We start from the raw sequence: 17,821 nt of genomic DNA, 5'->3' as shown, positions 1-17,821 counted from the left end.
TCGCGGATGAATGATTCGATCTTTAGTGGAAAGGGTGGGGCGCTGATCCTCGCGGCGGCACTCATGACGTGTGCGGCGCAAGCGGCGGCGGATGAGCCCAAGGGCATGCTGGAGTCCATTCATCGTCATGTGACGTTGACTTCGTCGGTCACGGAAAACGGGGACTTGAATCCCTATGCGGTGGTCGTAGCTCCGGTGTCTGCGGGCGCCATCCAGAAAGACGACGTGCTGGTCGACAACTTCAACAACCTGTCGAACTTGCAGGGCACAGGCACGACCATCATCAACTATCGCCCCTCGACCAAGCAGACCACGCTGTTCGCCAAGCTGCCGCAGAAACTGCCGGAATGCCCGGGTGGCGTGGGTTTGACCACGGCGATGACCATGCTCAAGAGCGGTTGGGTGATTGTTGGCAGTACCCCGAGCACCGACGGCACCACCGCCACCAAAGGCGATGGTTGCCTGATCGTGTTGGACCCCAATGGCAAGATGGTGGCGGCATGGTCGGGCCCGACCATCAACGACCCCTGGGGCGATATGGCCGTGGTGGATCGTGGTGACACCGCCACGTTGTTTATCAGCATGGCGGGCTTTGGACTGCGCAGCCCAGACGTGATCGATAAGGCCACCGGCTTTCCGGAAGTCATTCACAAGGCGACGGTGCTGCGCCTGAATATCAAGATTCCCGAGGGCAAGCCGCCGGTGCTGGTCGATCAGACCGTCGTGGGCGATGGTTTTGCGCAGCGCGCGGATCGCGACAACTTCCTGCTGGGTCCGACCGGGTTGTCATTGGGGCCGGACAATACGCTTTACGTGACGGACGGCCTGGATAACGTCATCACCGCCATTCCGGACGCCGTTGATCGCACGACCAGCGGGGGCACTGGCAAGTTGGTGACCAAGGACGGCTTGTTGAGCTGGCCGCTTGCGATGGTTTACACCCCGGCCGGGCATCTCCTGGTTTGCAACGGCAAGGACGGCCAGCTCGTGGAAGTGGACCCGGCCGGCGGCAAGCAGATCTATAGCCAGTGGATTGATTCCGATCAGGCCCAATCGCCGCCTGGCAATGGCGATCTTTTTGGTATTGCCCTGACCCCGGACGGCCAAGGCTTCTATTACGTCGAAGACGACATGAATACTTTGGTGAGAGGCGGAAAATGAGCACCACCGACGATTCCAGGTTGCACGGCCGGCGTCGTTTTCTCGCATCGGCAACGACATTGGCTGCGGCCGCTTCCGTAGCGCCTGCGCTGTCCTACGCACGTAATCGGAATGCACCCGATGCGAGTGCCAGTGACGCTGATGTCGTGCCGTTCTTTGGCGAACATCAGGCAGGCATCGCCACGCCACAGCAGTCCCACGTGTATTTCGCCGCTTTCGATGTCGCTACGGAGAAGCGCGACGAGCTGATTGCCTTGCTGAAGACATGGACGAATGCAGCAGCGCGCCTGACCCAAGGTCAGACCGCCGCACCACTCTCCAACGATCCGGGCAAGGAGCCGCTTGATTCGGGAGAGTCGCAAGGACTGCCGGCCAGTCGCCTCACGGTGACCTTCGGATTTGGCGCAACGCTCTTCGTGAAAGACGGTAAGGAGCGCTTTGGCCTTGGTGATCATCGGCCCGCCGCACTGGTGGACCTTCCGCGTTTCAACGGTGACCAACTTGTCGCGGAGCGCACTGGCGGCGATCTTTGCATCCAGGTGTGCGCGAATGATCCGCAAGTGGTTTTCCATGCCGTGCGGCAGTTTGCGCGCCTGTCCTATGGCGCTGCCAAGTTACGCTGGGCGCAGACGGGCTTTCTTTCGGCAGGCAAGTCCGCGCATGAAACACCGCGCAATCTGATGGGGTTCAAGGACGGCACCATGAATCCCAGTGCGTCTGACTCCAAGGCCATGAGCGACTTTGTGTGGGCGGGCAGCGAAACGGCGTGGATGCAGGGTGGTTCCTATCTGGTGGCGCGGCCCATCCGCATCGCTCTCGAACATTGGGACCGTATGAAGCTCGCGTTCCAGGAGCAGGTGATGGGGCGCCACAAAGACACCGGTGCCCCATTGGGTAAGACGGGCGAATTCGATGCGCTGGATCTCGAGGCCAATGATGCCGACGGCAACCCTGTGCTGCCGGAGAACTCCCATGTGCGGCTGGGTGCGCCCGCGGTCAATGACGGTGCGCAGATTCTTCGTCGCTCCTACTCCTACGACAACGGTCTGAGCTTTACAGCGGAGCGTTGGCCGCCGTGGCACCAAGGCATGGAGTTCGACGCAGGCCTGATGTTTCTGTGCTTCCAACACGATCCGCGTCAGGGCTTCATCAAGATCTTCGACAAGATGTCCAAGTTCGACATGATGAATCAGTTCGTGACGCATATCGGCGGTGGTGTGTTCGCGTGCCCGCCGGGTGTGCGAGAGGGCGGATACGTGGGCCAAAGTTTGTTTGGCGTTGCTTGAGAAGCTTGATTCGCGCGTCGCGTCTGGTTGCGTGGGGTCGCAAGTGCCAAGGTCTGGCACTTGCGGCTATCCAGGCACGCCGACCTCAGTGTCTGCGCGGTGCTGAAAGAGACGGACCGAGTAGTACGTTGTCGTTCTCGTCATGCAGCGCGGCCTCCAGCATGTCGACGACCTGCTCGCCTTGATCGGCGAAAACCATTTCCAGCGCCGTGTGTCCGTCAAATCCGTCGATGTGCGTATGAAGCAACCAGTCCCAAACCGCGGTTCGGTTGGGCTCTAGCTGTTCAGCCAGTTGGAAGATGCGTCGGAAGATGCCTTGGCTCATGTTCAGAAGATGTAGCTCAGGGAGATGAAATAACTCTCCGTATGATCGGCGTCGACCATGGGGCTGTCCTTCACGGCGTCCGGCAAACGCGCATAGCGCACGCCAGCCGACGTTAGCCAGGATCGAGATAGCTTGTAGGTGGCCGACATGCCTAGGTACGGCATGGAGCCGCTGCCGGCGCGATAAAAGCTCAGCCCGCTTCGAGAAGCATCGGCTGCGCTTATGCCGTAGTAGTAATTATTGATCGCGCCCGTGTCGTACGTGACGCCCAAGGTCGGCGTCAGCAGCAGACTTCCTTCCTTCATTGGGAAACTGTAGTTCGCATCAAGCACTTCGCCGCCACCGTGGCCAGTGAATTCCTTTTGCGCACTCGCTTGAAGAACACCCCAGTTCGCGCGATGCAACCATGCCACGCCGACGATGCCGGAAATATCACGATCGGAAAGACGACGAAGGCGTGGATCGTTGGTGTCGTCATGCATGAAACGATTGCCCAATGGCGATGCGATAACGGAGAACTCGTCCGACCCGGTGGTGAATAGCCGATACCCGAGGCTGGCTCCCCGCACGTAAAACGACTTGCCTTCATAGCTGACCAACGGCATCGGCCATGCCTTGTTGCTGTAGTCGCGATAGGGACTGGGGCTCCAAATGGCGCCCATACCTATGGTCCACGTGCGGTTTTGCTCTGGCGACGATTGCGCAGCGGCATCGGTGCAATAAATGGTGCCTATCGAAACAACGACCAGGCTGGCGAGACGTCGGGAAATAGTTGGCATGGGATGCAGGCTGATAATCCAAGCGCCGCATGCTGGGGAACCTACATTGCCCGAACATTGCGCCGGCTAAGCGGCCCAACTGCTAGAGTCATCGCCCCGGCCATGGCGGGCTGAGAAGGAGCAACCGCCTCACTATGCGTATCCTGCTGGTCGAAGACGAACCAGAAATGGCCATCGCCTTATGCGCGGCCTTGCAGCGCCACGGCATGCTGGTAGATACCGCACCGGATCTGTCGCAGGCGAGTGAAGCCTTGCGTCAAAACGTCCATGATCTGCTCCTGCTCGATCGCCAATTGCCGGATGGCGACGGCATCACGCTCATTCGGTTGGCGCGCAAGTATCGGGCAGATCTGCCTGTCATCATGCTGACGGCGCGTGGCGCGCTGCCCGATCGTGTCGCTGGCCTTGATCTTGGCGCGGATGATTATCTGGTCAAACCGTTCGCCATCGAGGAGTTGTTGGCGCGCATCCGCGCGATATCCCGACGCCCCTCACAACTGGTCTTGCCCACGGCAACCGTTGGTAACCTCACGTTCGACTTCTCCACACACGAAGCCTTTGTCGAGGGCGTCCTATTGCCGCTTCCACGACGTCAAATGCTGGTGCTGGAGGCACTGTTTCTGCGGCATGGCCGTACCGTCCGCCGCGAAGTGCTTCAGGAGTCGGTGTATGACTTCAATGACGAGATTCAGTCCAATGCGCTGGATGCTCACGTTTCAAAATTGCGCCGTTCATTGGCCGAATCCGGTGCGCGTGCCGATATTCATGTCATTCGCGGCATCGGCTATCTGCTGAAGGAGCGTCCCGATGTTCGCGAGGAGTAAATCGCTGGTCTTTCAGCTGTCGTGGCGAATCATCGGCTTGCAGTTGTTGGCGGTCCTTGGCCTGATCGTTGTCGTTACGTTCTCGTATCACCAGGAAAACGTCTCTTACATCGACGACAGCGTGCCCCGTGTCATTCAGGATGCCTTGCATCTTGATTCGTCAGGGCATTTGGCCCTCGCTGATGATAAAGACGTGCAGGCACTCTTACGCGCGCAACCGGGCTTGTGGTTTGTGGTGGAGGACGAACAGGGGCGCCGACTCGAGCATGGCGAGGTGCCAGCGATTTATCGTTCACTGGCGTCGTCGCTGTCACATCTGGGGGGCAACGGAGATCCACGATAGTCGCCCGCCGTACACGCTTACCATGCGCACCCGCCTTGGTGAGACCTCGTTTGGACAGGTGCACATCATGTGCGGCGGCGTCGCGTCGGTGAAGCTCGGACCTGTGCTCGTTGGAGTGGCCAGCTATCTTGCCTGGCGCATGACGTTGCCGCTTATATTGGCTACGTTGGTCGTCATGCCATGGCTCATTCGTCGCGCCATATCAGGCGTCCGAGAGGTAGCCGAGCAAGCGCGGGCGATCAATATTGATGAGCGTAGTGCGCGATTGGCTGACCAGGCGGTACCCCGCGAGCTGCAACCTATGGTGCAGGCCTTCAACGCAGCGCTTGAGCGACTCAATGAAGGCTACGAAGCGCGTGATCGCTTCCTTGTCGATGCCGCGCACGAGCTGCGCGCACCGATTGCCATCCTGGAAGCTCGCATCGAGACACTGGTGGCTGGCGCATCCCGGAGCCGGCTGCTGGCCGACGTGGCACGGTTGTCCAATCTCGCGGAACAGCTGCTCGACCTGCAACGACTGAGCCGGCCACAAGATGCGTTCGAGCCGCTTGACCTGGTGGCTCTGTCGAGCGAAGTGGCTGCGGATGTGGCGCCGATGGTTGTTGACGCGGGCTACGAACTGGCCTTGGATGCACCGGATGCCCACGTGATGGTCATGGGCGATCGCATGGCCTTGTCGCGCGCCCTGACAAATTTGCTTCAGAACGCCATTGCCCATGGTGGCGGTCGGGGCGTGATCACGATTGTCGTTAAGGAAGACGGCACGCTTGGCGTGAGTGATCAGGGGCCTGGTGTTCCCGTTGATGAGCGACACCGCATCTTTGACCCTTTCTATCGCCTGCGTCCCAGCAGTACCGGCGCGGGGCTCGGCCTGCATTTGGTGCAGGAAATCATCGTGCTGCATCGCGGACGAGTGGAGGTGACCGAAGCGGATGGCGGCGGCGCATGCTTTCGCCTGTGGCTTCCCCGTTGCGGGGATACTGCTTAGGCAACGGGCGTGATGTCACGCCCATTGCCAGATCGACGCGGATCGTTTCAGTGGCTCACCAGTCATAGGTGGCCGTGAGCATGGCGGTGCGGCCGGGGCCGTAGATGCAGCGAGTGGCGTCATAGCAGCCGGCGACATACACCTTGTTCGCCAGGTTGCTCAGATTCAGAGCCAGGCGCCACTGCGGCAACTGGTAGAACGCCGTGGCGTCGATCAGCGTGTAGCCAGGCACGCGCAACGAGTTGTCCGGAGCGCCGCGCGACGAGCTGGTATAGCGCGCACCAGCACCTACGCCCAGGCCCGCCCAGTCACCCTGTGGGATGGTGTAGTCGGCCCATACGGAAGCGAGTTCGTGCGGGATGGGAATGGAGGTCTGCCACTTATTCAGCGTGTTGTCGTTGGCCTTGGTGTTGCGCACGTCTTGATAGGTATAGGCACCCAGCAGGTTGAAGCCGTCGCCGAATGCTGTGCGAGCTTCGAGCTCCACGCCACGCGAGCGCACTTCACCGGTCTGCAGCGAGCCATTGGGGAAGTTCAGCTGGTCTGGGTTCGGCGTAAGCACGTTCTGTTGGTGGATCTGGAACACCGCTGCAGTAAGCGAGGTGCGACCGCCCGGTGGCTGGAAGCGCAGGCCTGCCTCGTACTGCTTGCCGGTGGTCGGTCGGAACGGTGCTCCGTAGGCGTTTGGTGTGGTGGTCGGGTTAAACGATTCCGAATAGCTCAAGTAGGGCGCCAGACCGTTGTCGGCCAGATACACCACGCCTGCGCGGCCGGTGAACGCATGATCGTTCTGGCGTGCCGTCGTGGCATCGGGTACGGCATGGTCAATCGAACTCAGGCGGCTCCAGTCTTGACGGCCTGACAGCACGAACACCCAGTGGTCGGCGTACTTGATCTGATCCTGCGCATAAAGGCCCAACTGTTTCTGGGTCTGGCGGATGTCCTGTGGATAGTTGGCTCCGCCAGGGGCGAAGATCGCCAGATCGATCGGCAAGTACACCGGGTTGTACAGATCGATGGGTGGCGCCAGAGCGTAATTTTCCGGGTCATCGGTGCGCTGATGCTGGTAATCGACACCCACCAGTACCGTATGCTCGAAAGCGCCTTTCTGGAAATGGCCTTCCATCTGATTGTCGATAGCCAGGCGTCGGTAGTCGGGCTTGGCGATGCCTGCGTAGCGATCGATGCTGTGACCATCCTCGGCCATGCCAATGCCGTAGACCATGTTGTTATCCAGCCAGGTACGCGAGTAGCGCGTGTTCTGCCGGAAGGTCCAGATGTCGTTGAATCGATGCTGGAACTGATAGCCGAAGGCGTATTCGACCTTGTGGTACTTGGTGAAGTCCGCATCGCCGGTGTACGTGTGCGGCGAAATGCGACCATACGGGCTGGGCAGAATGGTGCCTTCAGCCGGCAGGAAGTTGCCGGCGTAGTTGGCATGGTCGCGCAGGTAGTTGGCGGTGATGACCAGTGATGTATCGGTCGACGGTTTCCAGGCCACCGAGGGCGCCAACATCACGCGCGACGAACGAAACGGCGAGTTGGCGACGTCCTGATTGCGGCCTAGTGCGACCACGCGGTACGACCAGTTGCCCGCGGCGTCGAGATGGCCTCCATAGTCGGCAGCCAGCTGTTTGCGTGCGTGATCGCCCAACTGGAATTGCACCTCGTGTACCGGCGCGCCACCGGCCACTTTGCTTACCATGTCCACTGTGCCGCCGGGTTCGCCCTGCCCATAGAGTACGGAAGAGGGGCCATGCAGCACGTCGACGCGTTCCAACTGATAAGGGTCGGTGATCCAACTGGCTAGATTCATGGTCACCGGCAGTTGCAGGCCGTCCAGATAAATGGACGGCCAAAAACCGCGAATGACGGTGTACCAATCCGAACGCGAATCCGGACCGTAGCCGGCAACGCCTGCGGAATAGCCCAGTGCCTGAATCACGCTCTGCGCACCGCGCATGCGCATCTGTTCCTGCGTGACCACCGATACCACCTGGGGTGTTTCGATGAGTGACGTGCGGGTTTTTGTCGCCGAGTCAGCGGTTTGCGCATCCAGCGTGGTCACACTGGCTTGCACGTCCACGGAAGAAAGCTTCTTGGCCTGACTTTCCGAAGCGGGAGCATCGGCCGCCTCGGTGGATAGCGGGTTACCAGTGACGGCGAGAGCCGCGTGAGGAAACAGAAGCGCAGCCAGCACGGCGCCGGCCAGAAGTTTGATGGTCATGAGAACGAATTGCCTTGAGATCCATGCGCGTCGCTTCATCCATCGGTGGAGGCCGGAACCTGTTGCCAGGGAAGCGAGGGGCGGGCGAGTAGAGGGTGTTACTAATGATAATCGTTATTGTTTGATATGCAATATATTGCGATTGGCCCCGGGAGGGCTTGACTCTAGACCTTGATCAAAGGTCTAGACTTGACCCCATGAACACTCCCAACAGTTCCATGACCATCGGGGCGGTCGCGCGGCGGGTCGGCGTGGCGATCGACACTATTCGTTACTACGAGCGGGAGGGGCTGTTGCCGGAACCGTTGCGACGCGCGTCCGGCTATCGCAGCTATGACGAGGGCGCGGTGCGCCAGTTGCGTTTTATCCGGCGCGCGAAGGATCTGGGTTTCACGCTCGAAGAGATTCGCGATCTGCTGACGCTATCTGCCGATCGGCAGCGCGGCGTGAAGGCGGTGAAGAAGCGCGCGGAAGAACGCCTCGCCGCTATCGATGAGCGCATTGCGGAACTGACTCGCGTGCGCGATGGGTTGGAGCAACTGATCGAGGCCTGTCCAGGTCACGGCTCGCCGGAGCAGTGCCCAATCCTCAAGGCGCTGACGGACATGGAGGGCGAGGCATGAGTACGGAAGAGCACGCCTGCTGCAGCACGAAGCCGCAACCCGAGCCTGAAGCGAAGGCATCGTGCTGTGGCGGCAAGGCCGCAGCGACTCCTGCGCAGCATCACCACGAACATCACCACCACGACCACGGTGCACACCACGACCATGCCGTGACAGCGGCGAAGGATCCGGTATGCGGCATGAGTGTCGATCCTGCCACCGCGAAGCACCAGGCTGAGCATGAGGGCCAGACGCTCTACTTCTGCGCTCAGCGCTGCAAAGAGAAATTCCTCGCCGATCCTGCGAGTTATCTAAGCCCGCCCAAGGAGCCGGCACCGGTGCTCGCGGGCGCTATCTACACCTGTCCCATGCACCCGGAGGTGCAGCAGGTGGGGCCGGGGCGTTGCCCAAAGTGCGGCATGGCGCTGGAACCGATGATGCCTAGCCTCGACGAGGACGATGGCCATGAACTGCGCGCCATGTCGCGTCGTTTCTGGACACTCGTCGCGTTGACGCTGCCGGTGTTCCTGCTTGCGATGGGGCCACATCTATTCGGCTGGCATTTGCCGTCCCCATGGGATGGCGTGGCGGCGTGGGTTGAGGCCGTGCTGTCCACGGTGGTCGTGCTGTGGGGCGGCGCGGCGTTCTTCGCGCGTGGCTGGCAGTCGCTCAAGCCGTGGTCGCCGAACATGTACACGCTCATTGCGTTGGGTACGGGCGTGGCATGGCTCTATAGCGCCGTGGCATTCCTTGCGCCATCGCTGTTCCCGGCGGGCTTCCAAGATATGCATGGTCGCGTGGGCGTGTATTTCGAATCGGCCGCAGTGATCGTGACGCTAGTGACGCTGGGTGATTTCCTCGAACTGCGTGCGCGCCGACGTACGGGGGCAGCGCTCAAGGCCTTGCTGGAACTGGCGCCAAAGACGGCACGCCGCGTGAGTGCCGATGGAAGCGAGCACGACGTGCCGCTTGAGGACGTGCATGCTGGCGACACATTGCGTGTTCGCCCGGGTGAGAAGGTGCCGGTGGATGGCGTGGTGCTTGATGGCAACAGCCATGTCGACGAATCCATGCTCACCGGCGAACCGCTGCCCGTAGGCAAGGCCAAGGGTGACCGGATCACCGGCGGCACCGTGAATCAGGATGGTGCCTTGCTGATGCGCGCCGAGAAGGTGGGCGCCGAAACCATGCTGTCGCAGATTGTCTCGCTTGTCGCTCAGGCGCAACGCAGCAAGGCGCCACTGCAACGCGTGGCGGATCGTGTTGCGGCGTGGTTTGTGCCGGCTGTGGTTGCCGTGGCCGTGTTGGCGTTTGCGTTGTGGGCCTGGCTTGGTCCAGACCCTAAGCTAGCGTATGCGCTGATCTCGGCGGTGTCGGTGCTGATCATTGCCTGCCCGTGTGCGCTTGGTCTTGCCACGCCGATCTCCATCATGGTGGCGAGTGGTCGGGCGGCGCAGAACGGTGTGCTGTTTCGAGACGCGTCAGCCATCGAGTCGCTGCGCGATATCGATACGTTGGTGGTGGACAAGACCGGCACGCTGACTGAGGGCAAACCCACACTGAAGGATGTGGTGAGCCTGGGCGGATATCCGCGAGCGCAGTTGCTCGCGATGGCGGCGGCATTGGAGCGTCCCAGCGAGCATCCGTTGGCCCGTGCGATTCTCGCTGGCGCCGCGTCGGAAGGGTTAGCGGTTCCGGCGGTCGCGCATTTTCGCACTTTGACCGGCGCAGGCGTGGAAGGCGAGGTGGATGGCCATGCAATTGCACTTGGCAATCTGCGTCTGCTGTCGAATGCGGGTGTGCAGCCTGACACGGCCGTTATGGCGAAGGCCGATGCGTTGCGTAGCGAGGGTGCGACAGTGATGTTCCTGACGGTCGACGGCGCGCTCGCCGGCCTTATCGCCGTAGCGGATCGCGTCAAGGCGAGCACGCCGCAGGCTATCCGCGACCTGCATGCGGCTGGTCTGCGCATCGTGATGCTGACCGGCGATAACCTCGCCACCGCGAAAGCTGTTGCCGGTTCGTTGGGCATCGACGAAGTGCATGCGGACGTCTCACCGGCCGACAAGGCCGCGGTGATCCAGCAGTTGCGCGCACAGGGGCGGCGCGTGGCGATGGCCGGCGACGGTATCAATGACGCGCCTGCACTGGCGCTGGCAGACGTCGGCATCGCCATGGGTACCGGCACCGACATCGCTATGGAAAGTGCGCAGGTCACGTTGGTGAAGGGCGAACTCACCGCCATCGTGCGTGCCCGGACGTTGTCGCAGGCCACGGTGAAGAATATCCGCCAGAACCTGTTCTTTGCCTTCGTTTACAACGCCGTGGGTGTGCCTCTCGCAGCTGGTCTGCTGTATCCACTGATGGGCGTGATGCTGTCGCCCATGGTCGCAGCGTTGGCAATGAGTCTGTCTTCGGTGTCGGTGGTCAGCAATGCGCTGCGCCTGCGCCGCGTGGCCTTGTGATGATTGTCACCTGCGATGATTGACGCTGCGCCCTGCCTGGGAAACAGGGCAGGGCGGATGATCCTCCTGCACCGATGGGGTGCGGGAGGACTTCATCATGAACATCATCAACGACACGCGCAGCACATTGGAAAAGCACATGCCGCTCTTGCTGGGCTTGCTGGTAGCCCTGCTTGCCGGGCGCGCCCTGAAGAAAATGTTCTGGACCGCGTTCGGCATGTATTGGGCGTTACGGGCGAGTGGCGTGCATTTTTGATCGACTGGTCGCAGCGGGCTGCTGCAGGCGCTCACCGTGACGGCACATGCATTAAGCTGTGCGCCCCTTGCTCCGCAGGAAGCTTCCATGTCCTCCAGCATCGCCCTGGTCGCTCGCTACTACGACGCGTTCAATCGTGGCGACTGGGAAGCCATGCTCGATTGCCTCACGGATGACGTGGCGCATGACATCAACCAGGGTCATCGTGAAACGGGCCGGGACACGTTCCGCACGTTTCTCGGCCGCATGAACCGCTGCTACCGCGAAGAGCTGCGTGACATCGTGCTGATGGCGAATGCCGAGGGCACGCACGCAGCCGCCGAGTACGTGGTACACGGCCAGTACCTGGCCGACGACGAGGGGCTGCCGCCAGCGCGCGGCCAGCGTTATGTATTGCCGGGCGGCGCGTTCTTCGACATCCGCGACGAGCGCATCGCGCGCATCAGCAATTACTACAACCTGCAGGACTGGATCGCGCAGGTCTCCGGTTAAGCCATGACGGTGCGCATCCTCACCTGCGTCGGCGAGGCAGTGCGGCCGCACCTTAAGGCGCTGGCCAATTTGCGCATCGCGGTGTTCCGTGACTATCCCTATCTCTATGACGGGGACATGGCCTATGAGCAGCGTTATCTGGATGCCTATGCGCGTTCCCGACGCAGCGTGTTCGTTCTGGCGCTGGATGGCGAGGACGTTGTCGGTTGCTCGACAGGCATTCCATTGGTTGACGAGATCCCCGCCATCCAACAGCCGTTTATCGGTCGCGGCATGATGCTCAGCGAGGTGTTCTACTTCGGCGAGTCGGTACTGTTGCCGGCGTACCGTGGGCAGGGCATCGGGCATCGTTTCTTCGATGCGCGCGAGCGCCATGCACGCGCGTTGCCCGGATATGGTTGGACGGGGTTCTGCGCGGTGGAGCGCGCCGCGAATGATCCACGCCAGCCTGCGGGATACCGCCCTAACGACGCGTTCTGGATAAAACGCGGCTATTGGCGGCAGGACGATATGTTCTGCACGCTGGATTGGACCGAAATCGACGCCCTCGAATCTACCCCTCACCGCATGCGCTTCTGGCTGCGCCCACTGGATGAAAGCGTCTCCCACCCATGATCCGTACTCTCGACGAATGGTTGTCTTATCAGGAGCGCGTGAACGTGCGCAGCATCGAGCTGGGGCTCGATCGGGTACGTGAGGTGTGGCAGCGCATGGGGGCTCCCGTGCTGGCGCGGCGTGTGATCACCGTAGGCGGCACCAATGGCAAGGGCTCGACGGTCGCCATGCTGGAAGCGATGCTCGCAGCCGCCGGCCTGCACGTAGGCTGCTATACCTCGCCACACTTGCTTCGCTATAACGAGCGCATCCGCATCAATGGACACGACGCCAGCGATGACGTGCTGATCGCGAGCTTCGAGCGCATCGAAGCGGCACGTGGCGAGATTCCACTGACTTACTTCGAGTTCGGCACGCTCGCTGCGCTGGATCTGTTCGCGCGGGCTGAGCTGGACGTTGCCGTGCTGGAAGTGGGGCTGGGCGGCCGGCTCGATGCGGTGAACATCATCGATGCCGACGTCGTGGTGATCACCACGGTCGACCTGGACCATATGGACTGGCTGGGCCCAGACCGCGACAGCATTGGCAGGGAGAAGGCCGGCATTGCGAGGGTGGGACGGCCGGCCATCGTGGGCGAGATCGATCCTCCGGCTGGCCTGCTGCAGGCGCTGGAGCGCATTAGCGCTCACGTTGAGCGGGTAGGCACGGATTTCAGCGTGCAACGCGATCCGGTGGGTTGGCGCTGGCGTCACCGAGACGGGCTGGTCCTGTCGCTACCCGATCCCGCATTGGCGGCGCCCGTGCAATATGCCAACGCGGCGGCATCGATCGCTGCCTTGCACGCGCTGCAGGGCGTGGATGCAGCGTTCGGCGCCCTGGATCTCGGCGCGGCTGCCGCCAATGGCATGCGCTCGGCGCACGTGACGGCGCGTCTGCAGGTGCTCGGCGGCGATCCTCCGCTGGTGGTGGACGTTGGCCACAACCCGCAAGCCGCGCGAGCCTTGGCCGAATGGTTGGACGCTCGGCCCGGCGTCCGCGTGCATGCCGTCTATGGCGCGCTCGCTGATAAGGACGTGGCGGGTGTGATCGCGGCACTCGGCGAGCGCATCGCACATTGGCATCTGGCTGGGCTGGAGCGGGATACGCCGCGTGGACTTGCTGCCGACGTGCTCGTCAGCCAGCTCAAGTCCGTGCTGCCTGGAGCACTTTTCGACGCGCATCCGGATGTGTCCAGTGCGCTCAAAGCAGCGCAATCCTCGGCGAAGCCGGGCGAATGCGTGCTGGCTTTCGGCTCGTTTTTCGTCGCCTCCGTGGTGCTTGCTGAATCAGGCGGACGGAATTCGGCCTGAGCGGCGGTCCGGGCAGGTATAATCGCGTCGTTCTCGCATCCCCCGTCGTTTGGAGCCCGTCTTGAAAACACGTCTGCTGGGAGCTGCCGTTCTCATCGCGCTGGCTGTGCTTATCGTGCCGATGTTCATCTCCAGCAGCCCTCCAGCTACGACCGGTGACGAGTCGGTCAGCTTGGCTATCCCCCCGGCACCCGATCGTGACCTGCAGACCAAAACCATGAGCCTGACGCCCGGCGCGGCGCCGGCCTCGACGGCAGCACCGGCTCCGAAGCCGGCCGCCTCGGCTGCCCCGGTGGGTTCGGCCGACCAGTTGGCCACGGTGAACATCGGTTCCAGCCGTCCGCGTGACGTGGAGACGGACCCGGCCGCCGGGCAGAAACCGGAGCCGACCACGGTGACGCGGCCCGGTTCGAGTGCCGCCCAGCCGGTGATCCCCGTGCAGGGCAAGGCTGCCGCTGCGGCGGTCGTAGCCGGCGCCGTCGCGACGACGGCGGGCAAGTCGACCGTTCCGGCGCAGCAGGAGCCTGCTTTGCCGGCAGCGACTGCCGCCCACGGCTCCTATTCGGTCAATCTCAGCGCCTATGCGTCGACCGCCAGCGCGCAGAGCCTGATCCAGCGCGTGCGCGGCCTGGGCTATCCCGCCAATGGCCGCGCCATCAACCAGGGTGGCAAGGCGCTGACCATGGTTACCGCCGGTCCGTTCGAATCCCGTGCCGCTGCTGAGGCGGCCCGCCTGAAGATCACGCAGACCATTCCGGGTGCACCGGCCCGCCTTGAAGGCGGAGCCTCCACGCCGACGCAGGATGATCCGCCCGCCGCCAAGCCGGCGGCTGCCGCGGCCAACACAGCGGCGGCGCCGTCGTCGCGTGCCGGTGGTTGGGCCGTGCAGGTGGCTGCCATGGGTACGCAGACCGATGCCAATGCGCTGCGCGACAAGCTGCGCGCGAACGGCTTCGATGGTTATGTGGATACGGTCAATGCGAATGGTAAGCAGCTTTGGCGCGTGCGCGCCGGTCCGCAGACGCAGCGCGCAGACGCCGTGCGCATCCGCGACCAGATCAAAGGCAAGCTGGGTGTCGATGGCAACGTCGTCACTGCGCCCTGAACACAAACCTGAACCCACCACGGTGACCCGGTGAATTGGGCCGACTACATCATTCTTGCCGTCCTGGGCGTCTCGGTCTTGATAGGGCTGTGGCGCGGCCTCATTTCCGAGGTGCTGGCGCTGGGTATTTGGGCCGCCGGGTTCTGGGTGGCCTGGGCGCTCGGACCGAGCGTCGCGGGCTATTACGAACACTGGATCTCGTTGCCGTCGGCGCGGATCGCCGCGGGTTACGCAACGTGCTTTGTCACGGTGTTGATCTTGGGTGCGCTGGTGCGCTTCCTGGTCGCCCGGTTGGTGGAAGGTACCGGGTTGTCCGGCACCGACCGTCTGCTGGGCATGATTTTCGGGCTCGCGCGAGGCGTGTTGCTGGTGACGCTGGGCGTGTTCCTGCTCAACTTCACCGCGTTGACGCGTGATCCGTGGTGGCACGATTCCACGTTATTGCCGCAGTTCAAGGGAATGGCTGGGTGGCTGGGTGAGCAGGTGCCGGACAGTGTCCGCAACCATCTCAATCCCCCGGCGCTGCTGAGACCATTTGCCCGCCTTGCCGGCGGGGTTCCCGGGCGCTTTGCCAGCGACTGGACACGAGAATCATCCCGCGACCGCAACCACGGTCGCTCCGGCAACCAGTTCCTAATTACAGGCTTTCAATCATGTGCGGAATCATCGGCATCGTCGGCACCAGTGAGGTCGCCGCGTCACTCTATGACGGATTGACGGTATTGCAGCACCGCGGCCAGGACGCTGCCGGCATCGCCACCGTGGATGGTGCGCGCCTGCGTCTGCACAAGGGCAACGGCCTAGTGCGCGACGTGTTCGGCCAGAACGCGATGAGCGGTTTGCGCGGTCGTATCGGCCTGGGTCATTGCCGTTACCCGACGGCCGGGTCTGAAGGTTCGTCCGAAGCGCAGCCGTTCTATGTGAATTCGCCCTACGGCATCGCGTTCGCGCATAACGGTAACCTGGTGAACACGGAGGCGTTGCGTCGCGAGATGTTTGAGGACGATCGCCGCCACATCAATACGGATTCCGATTCGGAAGTGCTGCTCAACGTGCTGGCGCACGAGCTGCAGATCCAGGACCGCATGGCGCTCACGCCCGATCACATCTTCAAGGCGGTTGCTGGTGTGCATCAGCGTGCGCGCGGTGGCTATGCCTGCCTGGCGCTGGTCTTGGGTTATGGCCTGCTGGCTTTCCGTGACCCTAACGGTATCCGCCCGCTGGTGCTGGGCGAGCGCATCACATCGGAAGGCCGTGAGTATGCCGTGGCCTCCGAGTCGGTGGCGCTGGACATCCTGGGCTTCAAGCGTCTGCGCGACGTGGAGCCGGGTGAAGCCGTGTTCATCACGGACGACGGCCAGCTGCACGCGCGCCATTGTGCCGACGCTGCAACGCATGCGCCGTGCATTTTTGAATACGTGTACCTTGCCCGCCCGGATTCGATGATCGAGAACGTGTCGGTCTACAAGGCGCGCCTGCGCATGGGCCAGAAGCTGGCCGAGAAGATCCTGCGTGAGCGTCCGGATCATGGCATTGACGCGGTGATCCCCATTCCGGACACCGCACGCACCGCTGCCTCGGCGCTGGCCGAGGCGCTGGGCGTGCCGTTCCGCGACGGCTTCGTCAAGAATCGTTACATCGGCCGTACCTTCATCATGCCGGGACAGGGTGAGCGCGTGAAATCCGTGCGTCGCAAGCTCAATCCGGTGGAACTGGAGTTCCGCAAGAAGAACGTGCTGCTGGTGGATGACTCCATCGTGCGTGGCACCACCTCGCGCCAGATCATCCAGATGGCACGCGACGCCGGTGCTAAGAACGTGTACTTCGCCTCCGCTGCGCCGCCGGTGCGCTACCCGAACGTGTACGGCATCGACATGCCGGCCGCCTCCGAACTGGTCGCCGCCGGCCACACCGAGAAGGAAGTGCAGGAAGTGCTGGGTGCGGACTGGCTGATCTACCAGGATCTCAAGGATCTGGTCTGGGCAGTGCAGGACGGCAATGAGCAGCTGAAGTACTTCGACACGTCGTGCTTCTCGGGCGAATACGTCACCGGCCTGGATCAGCAGTACCTGCAGCAGATCGAGATGCTGCGTTCCGACGACGCCAAGGCAGCTCGCCGCAGCGCGTAATACCTTTTGCTCCCTCTCCCCTCCGGGGAGAGGGATGGGACGGGTGCTCGCGACGACTTTTCATGACGACTGACCTCCACGCCGCCGCCAAGCGCTGCCTTGATGCCGCCGATCCTGCAGAGAAGCTGCGTCTTACGCATGCGACGTGGGAGGCATTTCTCGCTAGCGAACTTCGGCCGGATGACACGTCGCCCGCGCCAGAGCTGATCGGCGCGCCGGGACGTCCCGAACGCCCCTTGCTCGTGCCGCAGCGGCAGGTGCCGCATCGTGGCCTCGGCTCGGCCGAAGGTCGGGCTGCACTGGTGCACGCGGTGGCGCACATCGAGTTCAACGCCATCAACCTCGCGTGGGATGCGGTTTACCGTTTTCGCGGCAAGCCGCTCGACTATTACCGCGACTGGGCTAGCTGTGCGCACGACGAGGCGCGCCATTTCGCCATGCTATCCGGGCGACTCGCCGAGCTGGGTCACGCGTATGGCGATTTCGATGCCCACAATGGCCTGTGGGAAATGGCCGAGAAGACGGCGCACTACGACACGGCGCGCATGGCACTCGTGCCGCGCGTGCTCGAGGCGCGTGGGCTGGATGTAACGCCCGGCATGATCGAGCGCCTGCTCTCGGTGGGCGACGAGCCCACCGTGGCCATTCTCGACGTGATCCTGCGTGAAGAGGTGGCCCACGTGGCCGCGGGCACGCGCTGGTTCCGCTATTGCTGCGAACGCGATGGCCTGGACCCGCGCGAAACCTTTCTCGACCTGTTACGCGACTACATGGGGCGTCAACTGCGTGGTCCGTTCAATCGACCGGCACGTCTAGAAGCGGGCTTCGACGACGAAGAGCTCGATCGCTTGACCGAGCTCTCCATCCAGTCGTAGCGACAGAGCGCCTCACCTTTCGCTCGTCATTCCGGCCTGCGCCGGAATGACGAGCAGAAG

The 17,821-nt window shown here is 62.5% G+C and carries 18 protein-coding genes; 15 read left to right on the top strand and 3 right to left on the bottom strand.

Annotated elements, in window-relative coordinates:
- The first annotated feature begins 6 nt into the window (after window positions 1–6).
- Window positions 7–1,161 (top strand): hypothetical protein, encoded by a 1,155-nt coding sequence (locus tag DYST_RS05460; protein ID WP_239950600.1) that lies wholly within the window; start codon window positions 7–9, stop codon window positions 1,159–1,161.
- Window positions 1,158–2,447: an iron uptake transporter deferrochelatase/peroxidase subunit gene (gene efeB / locus DYST_RS05455; protein ID WP_239950599.1), complete on the top strand. Its 1,290-nt coding sequence runs from the start codon at window positions 1,158–1,160 to the stop codon at window positions 2,445–2,447. Before DYST_RS05460 ends, efeB begins: the two co-directional genes overlap by 4 nt.
- A gap of 85 nt (window positions 2,448–2,532) precedes the next feature.
- Here efeB and DYST_RS05450 read toward each other — a convergent pair whose 3' ends face one another.
- Both DYST_RS05450 and DYST_RS05445 read right to left on the bottom strand, forming a co-directional pair.
- Complete coding sequence (locus tag DYST_RS05450; RefSeq protein ID WP_239950598.1) at window positions 2,533–2,772, bottom strand: hypothetical protein; 240 nt, start codon at window positions 2,770–2,772, stop codon at window positions 2,533–2,535.
- Between the two features lie 2 nt (window positions 2,773–2,774).
- Window positions 2,775–3,551 (bottom strand): MipA/OmpV family protein, encoded by a 777-nt coding sequence (locus DYST_RS05445; RefSeq protein WP_239950597.1) that lies wholly within the window; start codon window positions 3,549–3,551, stop codon window positions 2,775–2,777.
- A gap of 134 nt (window positions 3,552–3,685) precedes the next feature.
- On the opposite strand from DYST_RS05445, the gene DYST_RS05440 reads away from it, so the two are divergent.
- Genes DYST_RS05440 through DYST_RS05430 form a run of 3 tightly spaced genes read left to right on the top strand, consistent with a single transcriptional unit; the run spans window position 3,686 to window position 5,706 of the window.
- Window positions 3,686–4,375: a response regulator gene (locus tag DYST_RS05440; protein WP_239950596.1), complete on the top strand. Its 690-nt coding sequence runs from the start codon at window positions 3,686–3,688 to the stop codon at window positions 4,373–4,375.
- A complete protein-coding gene (locus tag DYST_RS05435; protein WP_239950594.1) occupies window positions 4,359–4,718 on the top strand; it encodes a hypothetical protein in 360 nt (119 codons plus the stop codon). Before DYST_RS05440 ends, DYST_RS05435 begins: the two co-directional genes overlap by 17 nt.
- Window positions 4,719–4,740: 22 nt before the next feature.
- Window positions 4,741–5,706: a sensor histidine kinase gene (locus DYST_RS05430; RefSeq protein ID WP_239950593.1), complete on the top strand. Its 966-nt coding sequence runs from the start codon at window positions 4,741–4,743 to the stop codon at window positions 5,704–5,706.
- 55 nt (window positions 5,707–5,761) lie between these two features.
- On the opposite strand, the gene DYST_RS05425 is transcribed toward DYST_RS05430, so the two are convergent.
- Complete coding sequence (locus DYST_RS05425) at window positions 5,762–7,933, bottom strand: TonB-dependent siderophore receptor (RefSeq protein WP_239950591.1); 2,172 nt, start codon at window positions 7,931–7,933, stop codon at window positions 5,762–5,764.
- A 197-nt stretch (window positions 7,934–8,130) separates the two neighbouring features.
- On the opposite strand from DYST_RS05425, the gene DYST_RS05420 reads away from it, so the two are divergent.
- From DYST_RS05420 to DYST_RS05375, 10 genes are all read left to right on the top strand, one after another.
- Window positions 8,131–8,556 carry a MerR family DNA-binding protein gene (locus tag DYST_RS05420; protein ID WP_239950589.1) on the top strand — a complete coding sequence of 142 codons (426 nt, stop codon included), beginning with the start codon at window positions 8,131–8,133 and terminating at the stop codon, window positions 8,554–8,556.
- Window positions 8,553–11,000: a heavy metal translocating P-type ATPase gene (locus DYST_RS05415; protein ID WP_275666930.1), complete on the top strand. Its 2,448-nt coding sequence runs from the start codon at window positions 8,553–8,555 to the stop codon at window positions 10,998–11,000. The genes DYST_RS05420 and DYST_RS05415 overlap by 4 nt, the downstream gene beginning before the upstream one ends.
- A 97-nt stretch (window positions 11,001–11,097) precedes the next feature.
- Window positions 11,098–11,256, top strand: a complete 159-nt coding sequence (locus DYST_RS05410) for a hypothetical protein (RefSeq protein WP_199179045.1) — start codon at window positions 11,098–11,100, stop codon at window positions 11,254–11,256.
- Window positions 11,257–11,343: 87 nt separating this feature from the next.
- On the top strand, window positions 11,344–11,748 hold the full coding sequence (locus DYST_RS05405; protein WP_239950587.1) for a ketosteroid isomerase-related protein: 405 nt from the start codon (window positions 11,344–11,346) through the stop codon (window positions 11,746–11,748).
- Between the two features lie 3 nt (window positions 11,749–11,751).
- Window positions 11,752–12,363 carry a GNAT family N-acetyltransferase gene (locus tag DYST_RS05400; RefSeq protein ID WP_239950585.1) on the top strand — a complete coding sequence of 204 codons (612 nt, stop codon included), beginning with the start codon at window positions 11,752–11,754 and terminating at the stop codon, window positions 12,361–12,363.
- Window positions 12,360–13,652 carry a bifunctional tetrahydrofolate synthase/dihydrofolate synthase gene (gene folC, locus DYST_RS05395; protein ID WP_239950584.1) on the top strand — a complete coding sequence of 431 codons (1,293 nt, stop codon included), beginning with the start codon at window positions 12,360–12,362 and terminating at the stop codon, window positions 13,650–13,652. Before DYST_RS05400 ends, folC begins: the two co-directional genes overlap by 4 nt.
- Window positions 13,653–13,713: 61 nt before the next feature.
- Window positions 13,714–14,757 carry an SPOR domain-containing protein gene (locus DYST_RS05390; protein ID WP_239950582.1) on the top strand — a complete coding sequence of 348 codons (1,044 nt, stop codon included), beginning with the start codon at window positions 13,714–13,716 and terminating at the stop codon, window positions 14,755–14,757.
- 30 nt (window positions 14,758–14,787) lie between these two features.
- Window positions 14,788–15,474, top strand: a complete 687-nt coding sequence (locus DYST_RS05385) for a CvpA family protein (protein WP_343214855.1) — start codon at window positions 14,788–14,790, stop codon at window positions 15,472–15,474.
- Entirely contained in the window at window positions 15,411–16,886 is a 1,476-nt protein-coding gene (purF, locus tag DYST_RS05380; RefSeq protein WP_102304448.1) for an amidophosphoribosyltransferase, read from the top strand. The genes DYST_RS05385 and purF overlap by 64 nt, the downstream gene beginning before the upstream one ends.
- A gap of 62 nt (window positions 16,887–16,948) precedes the next feature.
- On the top strand, window positions 16,949–17,761 hold the full coding sequence (locus tag DYST_RS05375; RefSeq protein ID WP_239950581.1) for a ferritin-like domain-containing protein: 813 nt from the start codon (window positions 16,949–16,951) through the stop codon (window positions 17,759–17,761).
- Window positions 17,762–17,821 lie beyond the last annotated feature (60 nt).

This window comes from Dyella terrae (genome assembly GCF_022394535.1).
GTDB lineage: Bacteria > Pseudomonadota > Gammaproteobacteria > Xanthomonadales > Rhodanobacteraceae > Dyella.
The sequence above is the reverse complement of the archived record's forward strand: the minus strand, read 5'-3'. Positions and strand labels throughout refer to the sequence as shown.